This window comes from Rhodococcus sp. NS-SX18 (assembly GCF_057367935.1).
The window spans coordinates 5,315,570-5,329,447 of sequence record NZ_CM170633.1; the positions used below are offsets into that span (position 1 = coordinate 5,315,570).

General features: G+C 69.6%; 12 protein-coding genes. 6 read left to right on the forward strand and 6 right to left on the reverse strand.

The features are described 5' to 3' along the window. From AC2IPW_RS24465 to AC2IPW_RS24480, 4 genes are all read left to right on the forward strand, one after another. Positions 1-1,044, forward strand: coding sequence for a YeiH family protein (locus tag AC2IPW_RS24465; RefSeq protein WP_486375895.1), 1,044 nt, complete (start codon positions 1-3; stop codon positions 1,042-1,044). Between the two features lie 170 nt (positions 1,045-1,214). After that, positions 1,215-3,176 carry a gamma-glutamyltransferase gene (gene ggt / locus AC2IPW_RS24470; protein WP_486375896.1) on the forward strand — a complete coding sequence of 654 codons (1,962 nt, stop codon included), beginning with the start codon at positions 1,215-1,217 and terminating at the stop codon, positions 3,174-3,176. Positions 3,177-3,309: 133 nt separating this feature from the next. Next, positions 3,310-3,738, forward strand: a complete 429-nt coding sequence (locus AC2IPW_RS24475) for a CBS domain-containing protein (RefSeq protein ID WP_003938628.1) — start codon at positions 3,310-3,312, stop codon at positions 3,736-3,738. 80 nt (positions 3,739-3,818) lie between these two features. Continuing rightward, positions 3,819-4,490 carry a hypothetical protein gene (locus AC2IPW_RS24480; protein ID WP_191902526.1) on the forward strand — a complete coding sequence of 224 codons (672 nt, stop codon included), beginning with the start codon at positions 3,819-3,821 and terminating at the stop codon, positions 4,488-4,490. Here the strand turns inward: AC2IPW_RS24480 and AC2IPW_RS24485 are convergent. Next, complete coding sequence (locus AC2IPW_RS24485; RefSeq protein ID WP_486375897.1) at positions 4,481-6,208, reverse strand: cutinase family protein; 1,728 nt, start codon at positions 6,206-6,208, stop codon at positions 4,481-4,483. The two genes, AC2IPW_RS24480 and AC2IPW_RS24485, sit on opposite strands and share 10 nt — an antisense overlap. 219 nt (positions 6,209-6,427) lie before the next feature. On the opposite strand from AC2IPW_RS24485, the gene AC2IPW_RS24490 reads away from it, so the two are divergent. Together AC2IPW_RS24490 and AC2IPW_RS24495 are read left to right on the forward strand one after the other, a co-directional pair. Further along, complete coding sequence (locus tag AC2IPW_RS24490) at positions 6,428-6,838, forward strand: TIGR03618 family F420-dependent PPOX class oxidoreductase (RefSeq protein ID WP_486375898.1); 411 nt, start codon at positions 6,428-6,430, stop codon at positions 6,836-6,838. 302 nt (positions 6,839-7,140) lie between these two features. Next, complete coding sequence (locus tag AC2IPW_RS24495) at positions 7,141-8,445, forward strand: MFS transporter (protein ID WP_054371797.1); 1,305 nt, start codon at positions 7,141-7,143, stop codon at positions 8,443-8,445. Positions 8,446-8,554: 109 nt separating this feature from the next. On the opposite strand, the gene dnaB is transcribed toward AC2IPW_RS24495, so the two are convergent. The 5 genes from dnaB to rpsF all read right to left on the reverse strand — a co-directional run bounded on the left by dnaB (position 8,555) and on the right by rpsF (position 13,860). Then, positions 8,555-11,764: a replicative DNA helicase gene (dnaB, locus tag AC2IPW_RS24500; RefSeq protein ID WP_486375899.1), complete on the reverse strand. Its 3,210-nt coding sequence runs from the start codon at positions 11,762-11,764 to the stop codon at positions 8,555-8,557. Positions 11,765-12,234: 470 nt separating this feature from the next. After that, positions 12,235-12,690, reverse strand: coding sequence for a 50S ribosomal protein L9 (rplI, locus tag AC2IPW_RS24505; protein WP_003938622.1), 456 nt, complete (start codon positions 12,688-12,690; stop codon positions 12,235-12,237). 19 nt (positions 12,691-12,709) lie between these two features. After that, positions 12,710-12,952 carry a 30S ribosomal protein S18 gene (gene rpsR, locus AC2IPW_RS24510; RefSeq protein WP_003938621.1) on the reverse strand — a complete coding sequence of 81 codons (243 nt, stop codon included), beginning with the start codon at positions 12,950-12,952 and terminating at the stop codon, positions 12,710-12,712. 43 nt (positions 12,953-12,995) lie between these two features. Beyond that, positions 12,996-13,508 (reverse strand): single-stranded DNA-binding protein, encoded by a 513-nt coding sequence (locus tag AC2IPW_RS24515; protein ID WP_486375900.1) that lies wholly within the window; start codon positions 13,506-13,508, stop codon positions 12,996-12,998. 64 nt (positions 13,509-13,572) lie between these two features. Further along, the gene (rpsF, locus tag AC2IPW_RS24520; RefSeq protein ID WP_003938619.1) at positions 13,573-13,860 is read right to left on the reverse strand and encodes a 30S ribosomal protein S6; all 288 of its coding nucleotides are present in this window, start codon (positions 13,858-13,860) and stop codon (positions 13,573-13,575) included. Between the last annotated feature and the right edge of the window lie 18 nt (positions 13,861-13,878).

Genomic DNA, 13,878 nt, shown 5'->3' on the forward strand with positions numbered 1-13,878 from the left:
ATGGCCACCTCTCTCCAGGCGCTCTCGGCTCCGGCCGCGGCACGCCTGCGCGCTCCGCTCCCGGGACTCGCCGTCTGTGCCGCGGCGGCAGCGGTGGCCCTCGTCGCCGCCCGCTTCGTCGGGGGCATCAGCCCCCTGCTGATCGCCATCGTCCTCGGCGCACTCCTGGCCAACACGACCTCCCTCCCGGCGGCCACCGGCCCCGGCCTGGCCGTGGCCTCTCGCCGATTGCTCCGGATCGGGGTCGCGCTCCTCGGGCTGCAACTCCTCGTCACCGACGTGCTCGCGCTCGGCTGGGGTGTACTCGGCCTCGTCGTGGCCGTGGTGGCCGGCGGCATCGCCGGGACGATGGCACTGGGCAGACTCCTCGGGCTCGACTGGACCCAGCGCCTGCTCGTCGCCTGCGGCTTCTCGATCTGCGGCGCCGCCGCCGTCGCCGCGGTGGACGGGATCGTCGACGCCCGCAAGCAACACGTGGTCACCTCGGTCGCGCTCGTGGTCGTCTTCGGCACCGCCATGATTCCCGGCCTTCCGCTCGCGGCCTCCGCACTGGGACTCGACACCACCCAGGCCGGCATGTGGGCCGGGGCGGCGATCCACGAGGTGGCGCAGGTCGTCGCCGCGGGCGAAGCCGTGGACACCGGAAGCGCCGGGGCGCTGGGCGCGAGTGCGCTCACGGTGGCCGTGACCGTGAAGCTCGCCCGGGTCGCGATGCTCGCACCCGTGGTCGCCTGGATCGGGGCGGTGTCGCGCCGACGCAACCGCGAGCAGACCGAAGTGCGGCGACCGCCGCTGGTGCCGCTGTTCCTCCTCGGCTTCCTCGGCTGCGTCGCCCTGCGGGCCACCGGCCTGCTCCCCGACCCGGTCCTGGACGTCGCCCGGCTCACGCAGACCGCATTGCTCACGGCCGCCATGTTCGCGCTCGGCACCGGCGTACGGCTCGACGTACTGCGGGGAGTGGGCTGGCGCCCCTTCGCCCTCGCCGCCGCATCCACGGTGTGGGTCTCGGCGATCGCCCTCACGGGAATCCTGCTGCTGGGATAGCGGATACGCTCCGCAGCCGCGCGCCGATCGGACACGGACAACGGTCGTGCCGCACGCGGATGACCGGACGGTTCGCCGCTGGACGCGGTGGCCCGGAGCGACGGCCCGGCCGAAACGGATTTCGTCGGAAGCACTTCGGGCACCGGCGGCCCGCTGTTACCGTCGGAGGGATGACAGCGCCGGCGAAGGTGGGCTCCCCGATCCGCGTCGCGATCGCCGCGACCCTGTCCGTCGCGTTGCTCGGCGCCTGCACGTCGTCCGGTGACGACCCGGCGGTCACCGCGGAGTGCATCTCGGTTCCCAACGGCACCCCCCTGTCCGCCGCGCCGCCGGCACCGCCCACAGGTGAGCGGGACCTGGCCACCAACCCCGAGGTCGCCACCGGCTACCGGGACGACATGACGGCCGTGACGACCGCGACGTACGCGGTGTCCACTGCCAACCCGGTCTCGACGGAGGCGGCATGCAAGGTGCTGCGCGACGGCGGCACCGTCGCCGACGCACTGGTCGTCGCGCAGACGGTGCTCGGACTCGTCGAGCCCCAGTCGTCGGGGATCGGCGGCGGCGCCTTCCTGCTCTACTACGACGCGGAGACCAGGCAGGTGCAGGCGTACGACGGCCGCGAGACGGCACCGATGTCGGCCACCGAGAACTACCTGCGCTGGATCAGCGACACCGACCGCACCGAACCCCGGCCCGACGCCCGTGCCAGCGGCCGCTCGATCGGGGTGCCCGGGGTGGTGCGCCTGCTCGAGGAGGTGCACCGCGACCACGGGAGCACCGAGTGGGCCCGGTTGTTCGACCCGGCCGTCGCCCTCGCCGAAGACGGGGTGGTGATCAGCGACCGGATGGCCGCGGCGATCGCCGACGCCGCGCCCGACCTCGCCGTCGACGACGAGGCACGGGCGTACTTCCTGAACCCCGACGGCACACCCAAGACCGCGGGCACCGTCCTGGTCAATCCGGCCATGGCGAAGACGCTCGGCACCATCGCGTCCGACGGAGCCGACGCGTTCTACACCGGAGCGCTCGCCCAGGACATCGTCGACGCCACCGCCACCGACACGGGGGGCCGCACCCCCGGGACGATGACCGTCGACGACCTCGCCGGCTACGAGGTGAAGACGCGTACCCCCGTGTGCACGCCCTACCGGGAGCACGAGATCTGCGGCATGCCGAACCCGTCCTCGGGAGGGATCGCCGTCGCGGCGACGATGGGCATTCTGGAGAACTTCGACGTGTCCGCGCTGGGACCGACCGAGGTCGACGAGAACGGGGGCGAGCCGACCGCCGACGCCGTGCACCTGATCTCCGAGGCCGAGCGGCTCGCGTACGCGGACCGCGACAAGTACGTGGCGGACTCGGACTTCGTTCCCCTGCCCGGCAATTCGCCGCAGACCCTGCTCGACGACGACTACCTGCGCGCCCGGGCGGATCTCATCGACCCGGGCCGGAGCATGGGCACGGCACAGCCCGGCGACTTCGGACCGGTGCCCCTGGGCGTTCCGGCGCAGGATCGCGAACACGGCACCAGTCACATCTCCATCGCGGACGAATACGGCAACGTGGCCTCGATGACCACGACGATCGAATCGGCGTTCGGCTCGTTCCACATGGTCGACGGTTTCCTGCTGAACAACCAGCTGACGGATTTCGCCGCCGAACCCGTGGACGAGGCCGGGGTCCCGGTGGCCAACCGCGTCGAACCGGGCAAGCGGCCGCGCAGTTCGATGGCACCGACCCTCGTGTTCGACCGCAACCCCGACGGCACCCGCGGCGACGTGCGCATCGTCGTCGGCTCGCCGGGTGGTTCCGTCATCATCCAGTTCGTGGTCAAGACCCTCGTGGGCATGCTCGACTGGGGTCTGGATCCCCAGCAGGCGGTGTCGGCGGTCGCCTTCGGCGCGGCCAACACGCCCGTCACCGGGGTCGGCGGCGAGCATCCGGCGATCGACGGCAGCGACGACGGGGCCCGCGATCCCCTCGTCGCCGAGCTGCGCGCACGAGGTCATCAGGTTGCGGTGCTCCCCCAGTCCAGCGGCCTGAGCGCGCTGCGCCGGGACGAGTCCGGGTGGATCGGCGGCGCGGACCCGCGTCGCGAGGGCGCTGTGATGGGCGACGCCACCGGATAACGATCCGGGGGGCGACTCGGAGCACGAGTCACGACTGGATAACCACCCAGAATTTCGCCGACCTGCGGGAATAAGATCGACAACCATCGATCGCCGTCACGGCGGGTGGGAACGGATGGATCGGGGTGCCCGGATGCGGATCGCGGACGTGCTGCGGAACAAGGGCCCGGTGGTGGCCACGATTGAGCCGGACCGCTCGGTCGAGGAGATGATCGGTACGCTCGCCCGCCACAACGTGGGCGCCCTCGTGGTGGTGGAGGGCGACGCCGTGATCGGCATCGTCTCCGAGCGCGACGTCGTGCGCCGGCTCCACCACCACGGCCCCGCCCTGCTCGCCGCCCGCGTCCGGGACATCATGAGCACGACGGTGTCCACCTGCCTGCCCACCGACACGGTGGACAGCCTCGCCGAGACCATGACCGAACGCCGGATCCGGCACCTGCCCGTCGTGGTGGACGGCCGCATGGTGGGCATCGTCAGCATCGGCGACGTCGTGAAGAGCCGGATCGACGAACTGCAGTGCGAACGCGACCAGCTCGAGTCGTACATCGAGCACGGCTGAACCCGGGCACGACAATTTCAGGGGGATTCTCCGGGTGATCCCGGATCCGCTCCAGCGTGCTCCGGACGACAGTGGACCCCATGGCGAAGCGTCCGGGGCAGCGGTGGCGGCAGGCGACGGTGTGGCTGCACGTGGTCACGTCCGTGGGATGGATGAGCCAGGCCCTCGCGCTGCTCGTCCTGCTGACGCTGAGCAGCACCGCGGTGGATCCCGCGGTGCGGGTGGCCGGCACGACGATGGCGCAGCACCTCGACAGCTCGCTGCTCGCCCCGCTGGCCAACGCGTCGGCGTTCACGGGCTTCCTGCTCGCGGCGGCGACGCCGTGGGGCTTCCTGCGCTACTGGTGGGTCGCGATCAAGTTCGTCCTCACCGTGGTCCAGGTGAACCTCGGGATCTTCCTGCTGTCGGCGGGCCTGAACAGTTCGGTGGACGCCACCCGCGACGGCGCGTCCGGACCGGCGGGGCCGATGATCGCGGGTACCGCTCTGATGGTCGGGGCGCTCGCCTTCCAGGCGTGGTTGTCGGTCGCGAAACCCTGGGCCCGTACCCCGTGGACGGCCGGGAAGGCGAAACTGCCCACCGCGCCGCCGTGGGTCTTCACGATGGCGACGGGCGCAGTGGCCGCCGATCTGGCCGTCGCGGTGCTGCTGGGCCATCCACTGCCCGCCTTCTCCGCGGTGGCCCTGGTCGTCGCGTCGACGACCAGGGCCAGGACGATCCGCGAGGCGAGCCTTCGACCGGCCTACGGCTGAGGCACCGGCGTGGTGGTCGTCGCGGTGGTGGTGGTGGTGGCCGGCGTCGTGGTCTCGGCGGCACTCGACTCCGTCGTCGTGGACTCGACGGGCGGCAGCGGCTCGACGACCGGGGACTGCACTGCAGGGGACGGAACCGGGGACGTCGTGGTCGCCGTCGGAGCGGGAGCCGCCGCCTGGGCGGGCGCGGGGGCCTGGACGGGCGCCGGCGACGCCGCCGTCGTGGTGGTCGCGGCCGGGGTCCGCGAGGTGGTCGTCGGGGCGGTCGCGGTGGCCTCGGCGGCGGCCTTCTCCGCGTCCTCGTCCACCGTCGGCGGGATCGGCGCCGGATCGATCGGCTTCGACGAGACGACCAGCTTCGGGGCGGTCGACTCGGCCTCGGCCTTGTCGAGCTCGCCGCTCTCGGCCTGCTTCGCCAGGTGCGTCAGCCAGGCTGCCGCGTACTGCGCCGAGGTCAGGGGCTTTCCGTTCTCGGGGTCGGAATCGCGCCAGTAGTCGAAGTGGTGCCCGGTGTCGGGAGCGAGGGTCTGCTGGTACGGGTCGCTCAGCGCCACCTCGAGGGTGTTCTCGTTGTCGGCGAGGAACCCGATGACCTCGTTGCGGAGCTTCGCCGGCAGGTAGGCCAGGTCGATCAGCTCACCCGAGGTGATCTCCTCGTCCGTGCCGTCCGAGGCGACATCGCGGGTGGCGGGCTCGTAGGACGGATCCGACACCTTGATGAGCACGTCGAGGAACGTCTCGTCGCTCTGCATCCAGTTCTCCTGCGACTGGATGTCGGCGAAGGCGGCCATGGCGATCCGCCCGAGGACTGTGGCGACGTCCAGCGCGGTCTGCGGCGTGAGGCCGTCGCGCTCGAGTGCGTCGACGTTCAGCTGCCGGCCCACGTTCACTGCGAGCTGCAGCAGGGCGATGTTCTCCGGAGCGGAACAGGTGAGGTCGCCCTCCGAGCAGAACGACGCCACCTTGCCGTCCAGCGCCCCGAAGCTTCCCGAGGTGCCCGGCAGCGAACCACTGCCCGACGCGCTGTTGCGGCCCGACTGGTAGGCGAGGTCGAACCCGTCCGGGTTGCGGAACTCGTCCTCCGCGCCGGGGAACGGTCCCTCGCCCGCCTGACGACCGGCGTCGGCCAGGATGACCACACCGACGACCGAATCCGGATCGACGATCTCGTACGACCCGTCCTCGGCGGCCTCCTGGTTGCCGATCTCCATCGCCACCCGGCGCGCCACATCGGCGCCCTCGCTGTACCCGACGACGGCGAACTTCGTGTCGGGGCACGCCTCGCGGATCGCCTGCATCACGGTCTGGGCGTTGTCCACGCCGGTCTCGACGGCGTCGTCGTACGACGACATGTCCGCCGGGTACTCGACGTACACGGCGGAGTACGAGCCCTCCGGCACGTCGTCGCGCGGGGCGTTGACGACCTCGTCGACCCAGGGGCTGCTGAAGTCGGTGGACGAGGCCGCGGGCAGGGGGTTTCCGTCGGCGTCGAGGAGCATCGCATGCGTGCCGGGACGCGGGCTGTCGTTGCGCCCGCCGACCGCGATGCTGACCATGTCGTGGCACTCGGTGACCGAGGCGGTCAGCGTCGTCGGGGCCGTCGACGGGGCCGACGGTTCCGAGACGGCGATCGCTACCACCGCCGCCGCCCCGAGCGCCACGGGTGCCACCGCAGCCGCGACAATCCGCTTGTTTCGCACCGCCCAGTCGAGTGCCATGGTCCCACCCCATCCGATCTCGATCCGTGTCGACGACCCCGGTTGCGGTGTCGACGCGTCGGACGGAACGTCGCTCGGGACCTCGGTCGTGTTACATGTCCGTATCGCGGGAGTGGCCCCTGTCCCCGCGTCGTTCCGCTGGGGCAGCACCTCCGTCCGGGCCGCCTGTCCTGCGGCAACAGCCTGTGCACCGATGCGCACGCGAGTAGGCTGCCGCTCATGGCCGAACTGTCCGCTGAGGTGCGGGCCTTGCTCGGGGCGCGGAACATGGCACACGTCGCGACGCTCATGCCCGACGGCTCACCGCATGTCTCTCCCGTGTGGATTGCGGTCGAAGGTGATCGCTTGGCGATCTTCTCCGCTCTCGAGAACCAGAAGGTCGCCAATCTGCGTCGTGACGGGCGCGTCGCCGTGTCGGTCTGCGACGAGCACAACCCCTATCGGTCGGTCGTCGTCCGCGGCCGGGTCGTCGAGGAACTCCAGGGCGACGAAGCGGTGGAGATCATGGACCGGATGAGCAACCGCTACGTCGGCACCGACTTCCCGATGCGCTCGGCGATCGTCTCGCTCATCGAACCCGAGCGAGTTCACCTGCAGGAACTGCCGTTCCGGCATCCCACCGGCACCTGAGCCACACCATCCGAGGCCGCCCGGGCGCGCCCGTCGCCCACCATCCGGGATTCGCGCACTGCACCACTGCAGCGCATTCCGCTCCGTCCCGTCGTTCCGGAGATCGCCTTTCACCCTCGCGCCCCAGGCTGAGCCTGTCTGATCCACCTCGGGACCGCCGACACAATGGTCGTTTTCACTGAGTGAAATAGCTTCTGCCTGATCATTTTTCCCGATCGAGCTTGTCTCGCAGGGGAGTTGACGTACCGCAGTGCACACAGTCACAATCCGAACGATCACTCGGTTACGAACAGGTGTGCACTATGCGAACAAGCTCGGACGGGACCGCCACCGAGGCGGCCCGACACACGACCCGCTCCGCGCGACTCGTCATCGCGCTGTGCTGGGTCGCGGTACTCCTCGACGGCTTCGACCTCGTCGTTCTCGGTGCGGTGAACCCGGCGCTGCTGGACTACCCGGATTGGGACGTCGACGCCGGCAGCCTCACGGTCATCTCGACCGCCGGCCTGGTCGGCATGACACTCGGAGCCCTGGCTATCGGCACCCTGACCGACGTCCTCGGCCGGCGACGCACCCTCATCTTCTCCGTCACCGCCTTCTCGGTACTGACGCTCGCATGTGCGTTCGCGACGTCACCGGAGATGCTCGGCGTCCTGCGCTTCCTCGCGGGCCTCGGCCTCGGCGGGGCACTGCCCACCGCGTTGGCGATCGTCGCCGAATTCGCGCCCGGTAAAAAGGGATCCGCGTCGACCACCGTCATGACCGGCTACCACGTCGGCGCCGTTGCGACGGCCCTGCTCGCTCTCGTCCTGCTGGAGAGCTCCGGGTGGCGTGCGATGTTCGTCGCGGGCACGCTGCCGGCGTTCGTTCTCGTCCCCCTGATGTTCCGCTACCTGCCCGAGTCGCCTGCGTACCTGTCCGCGCGAGGCCGGCACGACGAAGCCGAGCGCATCGCGGCCGACTACGGACTTCCGTCCACGGATGTCGTGCCGTCGGATGCCGACCACACCCCGGCCACCGCGAAGCCGGCGTCGCCGGTGCGGGCCCTGTTCTCGCCGCAGTTGCTGCGCACCAGCGTGTCCATCTGGGTCACTTCCTTCATGGGGCTGCTCCTGGTGTACGGCCTCAACACCTGGCTGCCGACGATCATGCGAGAAGCCGGATACGACCTCGGAGCGTCGCTGTCGCTGCTGCTCGTGCTCAACGCCGGTGCCGTCGCGGGCCTGCTGGTCGCCGGCCGCGTCGCCGACCGGATCGGCGCCCGCACCGCGGGCCTCGTGTGGTTCACCCTCGCCGCGCTGTTCCTCGCGACGCTCAGCATCAACCTCGCCTACGGCGTCTACGTGCTGGTATTCCTTGCCGGCTGCTTCGTCTTCAGTTCCCAGGTGCTCGTCTACGCCTTCACCAGCGCGGCCTACCCGGCCGAGGCACGCGCCACGGCGCTCGGCTGGTCCGCCGGCGTGGGCCGCATCGGCGCCATCTGCGGTCCGATCCTCGGCGGCGCGCTCCTGCAGGCCGGCATCGCCTACCCGTGGGGCTTCTACGCCTTCGCCGCCGTCGGCGTACTCGGCGCCGTCGCACTGTCGACGAGCCGGCCGGTGCGGTAGCGCTCCGAACTTGCCCACCGATTCGGAATTTGCCGCGTGAATTGCACGGGCAAGTTCCGAATCGGTGCGCGAACGCCGTCGGACGTCGCCAAGGCCGCGCGGCGGACCCTCAGCCCCGCGCCATGTCCACGAAGCGCGACAGGTGCAGCTGGTGCGCGACGGTGATCGTGGCCGTCGGACCATTACGGTGCTTGCCGAGGATCAGATCCGCCTCACCGCCACGCGGGTCGTCACGTTCGAATGCGTCGGGCCGGTGCAGCAGAATCACCATGTCGGCGTCCTGCTCGAGACTGTTATGCACCGAGATGCCATCGGCAACGAAGTTGTGTGTGCCCGGGACGGTCCCGTCGTACACGTCCTGCTCGCCGAGGCTGGCGATGGAGACGATCTCGTCCCAGTACACATTGTTGGTGGCGAGCATTTCGATGTCGGCGGTGTCGAGGACGCCTGCCACCTGAGCCAGACTCGACCGTGAACCCCCAGCGGACCGCGAAGCCGCGGCCGCGACGAGCTCGCTGGGAGCGAGTTCCTCGACAGCGAGGAGCCGGCCCAGCGTCGCCTCGACGTCGGGAGTCACGGTGTCGGCGTCGTGACGTACGAGCTTCGGGCCGAGCTGCGCGAGCACCCACTGCGCGGCAGTGCCGTGGGCGCCCACGTCGTGCAGGAAGACGGCCTGATTCTCCGGGCCGGTGACGACGACATCCCAATCTGTTTCGGCTGCAACGATCCGAGCGAAAACGCCGATTCGCAGGAGCAGACGGGCCAGGTCGTCGGCGAGGCACCGGTCTGCGGACGGATACCGGACATCGGCCCGCCCCCGGGCTCCGTCCCACGCGACGACCCCGTTGCCCTCCCACAGGTGGCACACGAGCGCGGCGATCTGTTCCTTCGGCAGCGCGAACGCCTGAGGCGGAACAGAGCTTTCGGCGACGGCGCGCTCGGCCAGCGCGACGACGTCGTCCTCGGAGACGGCGTGCGTGGCCAGGGGAGCAGGAACGGCGCGGGGCGCCGCGACCCGCTCGCCGACCGTGAGCTCGCCGAGAGGAATCCACCCGTCGACGGTGAGGAAGGGATGGTTCGCGGTGGCCTCCACCTGACGACCGGAGTCGAGCGTCAGCCGGAACACCTCCTTGCGTCCGCTCGGGAACACCTTGGTCATCGGGCGCGCAACCATGCGCATGCGTTCGTCCAGCGACCAGACGACGGGCTGTTCCCCACTGGCGAGCAACTCACCGAGGGTGACCTCGCAGCCGTTGTCCGCGCGCAGGACGCGGGTGCTCGCAGTGAGGCATCCCGACTCTCGAAGGTCGGAGACCATGGGCTTCTTGTCGGTGCGTTGCTCGGGACCGCGGTTGAGCTGACAGATCGCGACCACCGGGACCTCGAGTTCCTTCGCGAGAAGCTTGAGGCTACGGGAGAATTCGGAGACCTCCTGCTGACGGGACTCGACCTTCTTACCGGAGGTCATCAGCTGCAGGTAGTCGACGACGATCAGCCGGATGTCGTGTTTCTGCTTGAGGCGCCGCGCTTTTGCGCGGATCTCCATCATCGTCAGGTTGGGGGAGTCGTCGATGAACAGGGGCGCTTCGCTGATCTCGCTCATCCGCCGGGCGAGGCGCGTCCAGTCGTCGTCGGTCATCCGGCCCGAACGCATGTCGCCGAGCTTGATCTTCGCCTCGGCGGAGAGCAGCCGCATGACGATCTCGGTCTTGCCCATCTCGAGGGAGAACATGACAGAAGCCATGCCGTGCTTGACCGAGCAGGACCGCAGGAAGTCCATGCCGAGCGTGGAGTTGTGGGTGGGCACCATCGACCGCCCGGCGAGATACAGGTGCTCGCCGTCGACCTCGACGCACCGCACCGGCACGGACTCGACCGGACGGACGGCGACGATGCGACGCTGCCGCGGCACCGTCGTGCGGGTCTGCTTGTGCGCCTTGGCCTTGCTGGGGAGGACGAACACGTCGTCGTCGGTGGCGAATTGCACCGCCGATCCGGTGGCGGTGCAGGTGTAGCCGAGGCCGACCAGCAGCTCGGCGACGTCGGCCCGCAGGCGGGCGCAGTCCGATTCGAATCGCACGGTGCCGTCGTCCTCGACGTGGCCACCGGCGTCGAGCAGACCGGCGAGCAGTTCGCGCCGCTGCTGTTCCGACGCCCGCTGGTAGGCACCGGGGATGTGCGCGCCGAGCGTCATGAGTTCCTCGGCGAATCCGCCCTCGCCCTGCACCCGCATGTGCACGTGGGGATCGGCCGACGGACCACCGAGCCAGGCGCCGAGCGTGAACGGGGCGACGGGCAGCTCGGCGACGGGCAGGTGCAGCGGAGCGACGTTGCCGACGATGTGGCCGGCGGAGAGCGAGGCCGCGAGCTCCCCGGTGGTGCGCACGCGCGACGGGCCGCCGTCGGAGGTGAGCCACTGGTGCTGCTCGTCGGCGACGAGGACCGTGCCGTCGGAGAACTCCACCTCGAAGCAGGGGCGGCCGTGCAGCACCTCGGTGGCGGCCAGCACCCGGGTGGGACGGCCGTGGGCGTCGAGAAGTTCGTCGCCGACTGCGACCTCGCCCATGGTCGTCCAGCCGCCGGGCGTGGGCAGGGGAGTGTCGAGGGCAAGCGCCTTGCCGACGCCCGGGCGGGCGGCGACGATGATCATCTGCCCGGCGTGGAGACCGTTGGTGATCTCGTCGAGCTCGGCGAACCCGGTGGGCACGCCGAGGGAGATGCCGCCGCGGCTGGCGATCGAGTCGATCTCGTCCATGGTGGGCTGCAGCAGCTCTTCGAGCGGGACGAAGTCCTCGGAGGTGCGGCGCTCGGAGACCTCGAAGATCTCGGCCTGGGCGCGGTCGACGACCTCGGCGACGTCCTGCCCCTCGGAGCCGGCGTACCCGTACTGGACGATGCGGGTGCCGGCCTCGACGAGGCGGCGCAGGATGGCCTTCTCGGCGACGATCTCGGCGTAGTAGCTCGCGTTCGCGGCGGTGGGCACGGTCTGGGTCAGCGTCACCAGGTAGGCGGCGCCACCGATGCGGCGGAGCTCTCCGCGCCGGTCGAGTTCTGCCGACACCGTGACGGGGTCGGCCGGCTCACCACGGCTGTAGAGATCGAGGATCGAGTCGTACACCGCCTGGTGGGCGGGACGGTAGAAGTCGCCGGGCCGCAGCACTTCGAGCACGTCGGCGATGGCGTCCTTGCTGAGCAGCATCCCCCCGAGCACCGACTGCTCTGCGACCATGTCCTGCGGGGGCTGGCGGCCGAAGTCGCCCGCCGGCTCCTCCGGCGGTCCCGGGTACTCGGAATGGCCCCGATCGTCCACTACAGCCACGCGACGCCGTCCTTCCCCGTCTCGGCACCTTCGCGGGGGACAGGCCCTGTCCACCCGCGCTCGTCACCACTTCTACCCGGCCCCACCGACACGTCCTTCGGACGCGCGCGCTCGACGTTAGGCACTGGGAACGCCCCGTCCAAATCCGCCTGTGCACACATCTGTGGATGAATTGTGGAAACGGGAGGACGGCCTTGTGCACCTCCTGGGGACAACCTGGGGACAACACATCTCACACTTCGCATCGATGCTGTTCAGAGGGCACAAATCGCGTTTCACAAGTGTGGAGAACAACCCGCTCGGCGTGTCGCGTCGGATGCGTTTCCGGGCGTGTTACCCGGTTCCGACACCCGCGTCGCTATGCCGCAGGTCACAAACCTACCGGTACCCTTGCCGAGTTATCCACAGGCCCTGTGGACAGACGACGAAGAGCCCTGCACCGGGGGCGCAGGGCTCTTCGAGAACCGGAATCAGGCGGCCACGACGTTCAGATCGAACTTCGCGGTCACGTCCGGGTGCAGCTTCACGATCACGGTGTGCTTGCCGGTCGACTTGATGTGCGCCTTGGGCAGCTCGATGATGCGCTTGTCGACGACGGGGCCGCCGGCGGCCTTGACGGCTCCGGCAACGTCCGCTGCGGTGACCGAGCCGAACAGCTTGCCCGAGTCGCCGGCGGTCTTCACAGCCAGGGTGACGTTCTCGAGGCCCTCGATCGCGGCCTTGAGCTCCTTGGCGTGATCGAGACCGCGCACCGCACGAGCCTCCTGGGCCCGGCGGATGCCCTCGACCTGCTTCTGGGCACCACGGGTGGCGACGATCGCCAGGCCGCGGGGCAGCAGGTAGTTGCGGCCGTAGCCGTCCTTGACCTCGACGGTGTCGCCAGGCGCACCGAGGTTGTCCACGTCGGCAGTGAGAATGAGCTTCATCGTGTGTCCCTCCCTTTCCTTAGCGAGCCGTCGAGACGTAAGGAAGCAGGGCCACCTCACGCGAGTTCTTCACAGCGATGGCAACGTCGCGCTGGTGCTGCACGCAGTTGCCCGTGACACGACGGGCGCGGATCTTGCCGCGGTCGCTGACGTACTTGCGCAGCAACGTCGTGTCCTTGTAGTCGATCTGCACGTTCTTTTCCTTGCAGAAGGTGCAGACCTTCTTCTTCAAAACCTTTTCGCGCGCGGGCGCCTTAGGCATGGTCTTTCTCCGTACTTTCCGAATGTTCCGATCGAAGGTCGGATCAGAACGGCGGCTCGTCGTCCCCGCCGAAGGAGCCCGTCGCCGGAGCGCTGCCCCACGGGTCGTCCCCGCCGGTGCTCGCGCCCGCACGGGCCCCGCCCGATCCTCCGGAGGAACCACCGAAGCCGCCCCCGCCACCGCCTCCGCCACGGCTGGCCTTGTTGACCTTGGCCGTCGCGTAGCGGAGCGAGGGGCCGATCTCGTCGACCTCGAGCTCCACGACAGTGCGCTTCTCGCCTTCACGCGTCTCGTAGCTGCGCTGCTTGAGCCGGCCCTGCACGATCACGCGCGAGCCACGGGTCAAGCTCTCGGCCACGTTCTCCGCTGCCTCACGCCAGATGTTGCAGCGCAGGAACAGCGCCTCGCCGTCTTTCCACTCGTTGGACTGACGGTCGAAGATGCGGGGCGTGGACGCGACGGTGAAGTTCGCGACCGCGGCCCCCGCCGGGGTGAAACGCAGCTCGGGATCAGCCGTCAGATTGCCGATGACGGTGATGACGGTGTCGCCTGCCATGTGGTTCCTCCTGCTGTGTGTGGAGTCCTGATGCGCCCGAGCCTACGGCCGGACGCCGACAGACTCACTTGCCGTGGCGCAGAACCTTGGTGCGGAGCACCGACTCGTTCAGGCCGAGCTGACGATCCAGCTCCGCGACAGTGGCGGGCGTAGCGCTGATGTCGATCACCGCGTAGATGCCTTCGCTGTGCTTGGCGATCTCGTACGCGAGACGACGCTTACCCCACACGTCGACCTTGTCGATCTTGCCGCCGTCCTGGCGAACGACGTTGAGGAACGTATCCAGCGACGGGGCGACAGTGCGCTCGTCCAGGCTGGGGTCGAGAATGACCATCAGTTCGTAATGACGCATAAGACCTCATCACCTCCT

Coding starts and splice junctions, on each gene's coding strand:
- AC2IPW_RS24465 (WP_486375895.1), top strand. CDS start 1: ATGGCCACCTCTCTCCAGGCGCTCTCGGCTCCGGCCGCGGCACGCCTG.
- ggt (WP_486375896.1), top strand. CDS start 1,215: ATGACAGCGCCGGCGAAGGTGGGCTCCCCGATCCGCGTCGCGATCGCC.
- AC2IPW_RS24475 (WP_003938628.1), top strand. CDS start 3,310: ATGCGGATCGCGGACGTGCTGCGGAACAAGGGCCCGGTGGTGGCCACG.
- AC2IPW_RS24480 (WP_191902526.1), top strand. CDS start 3,819: ATGGCGAAGCGTCCGGGGCAGCGGTGGCGGCAGGCGACGGTGTGGCTG.
- AC2IPW_RS24485 (WP_486375897.1), bottom strand. CDS start 6,208: ATGGCACTCGACTGGGCGGTGCGAAACAAGCGGATTGTCGCGGCTGCG.
- AC2IPW_RS24490 (WP_486375898.1), top strand. CDS start 6,428: ATGGCCGAACTGTCCGCTGAGGTGCGGGCCTTGCTCGGGGCGCGGAAC.
- AC2IPW_RS24495 (WP_054371797.1), top strand. CDS start 7,141: ATGCGAACAAGCTCGGACGGGACCGCCACCGAGGCGGCCCGACACACG.
- rplI (WP_003938622.1), bottom strand. CDS start 12,690: ATGAAGCTCATTCTCACTGCCGACGTGGACAACCTCGGTGCGCCTGGC.
- rpsR (WP_003938621.1), bottom strand. CDS start 12,952: ATGCCTAAGGCGCCCGCGCGCGAAAAGGTTTTGAAGAAGAAGGTCTGC.
- AC2IPW_RS24515 (WP_486375900.1), bottom strand. CDS start 13,508: ATGGCAGGCGACACCGTCATCACCGTCATCGGCAATCTGACGGCTGAT.
- rpsF (WP_003938619.1), bottom strand. CDS start 13,860: ATGCGTCATTACGAACTGATGGTCATTCTCGACCCCAGCCTGGACGAG.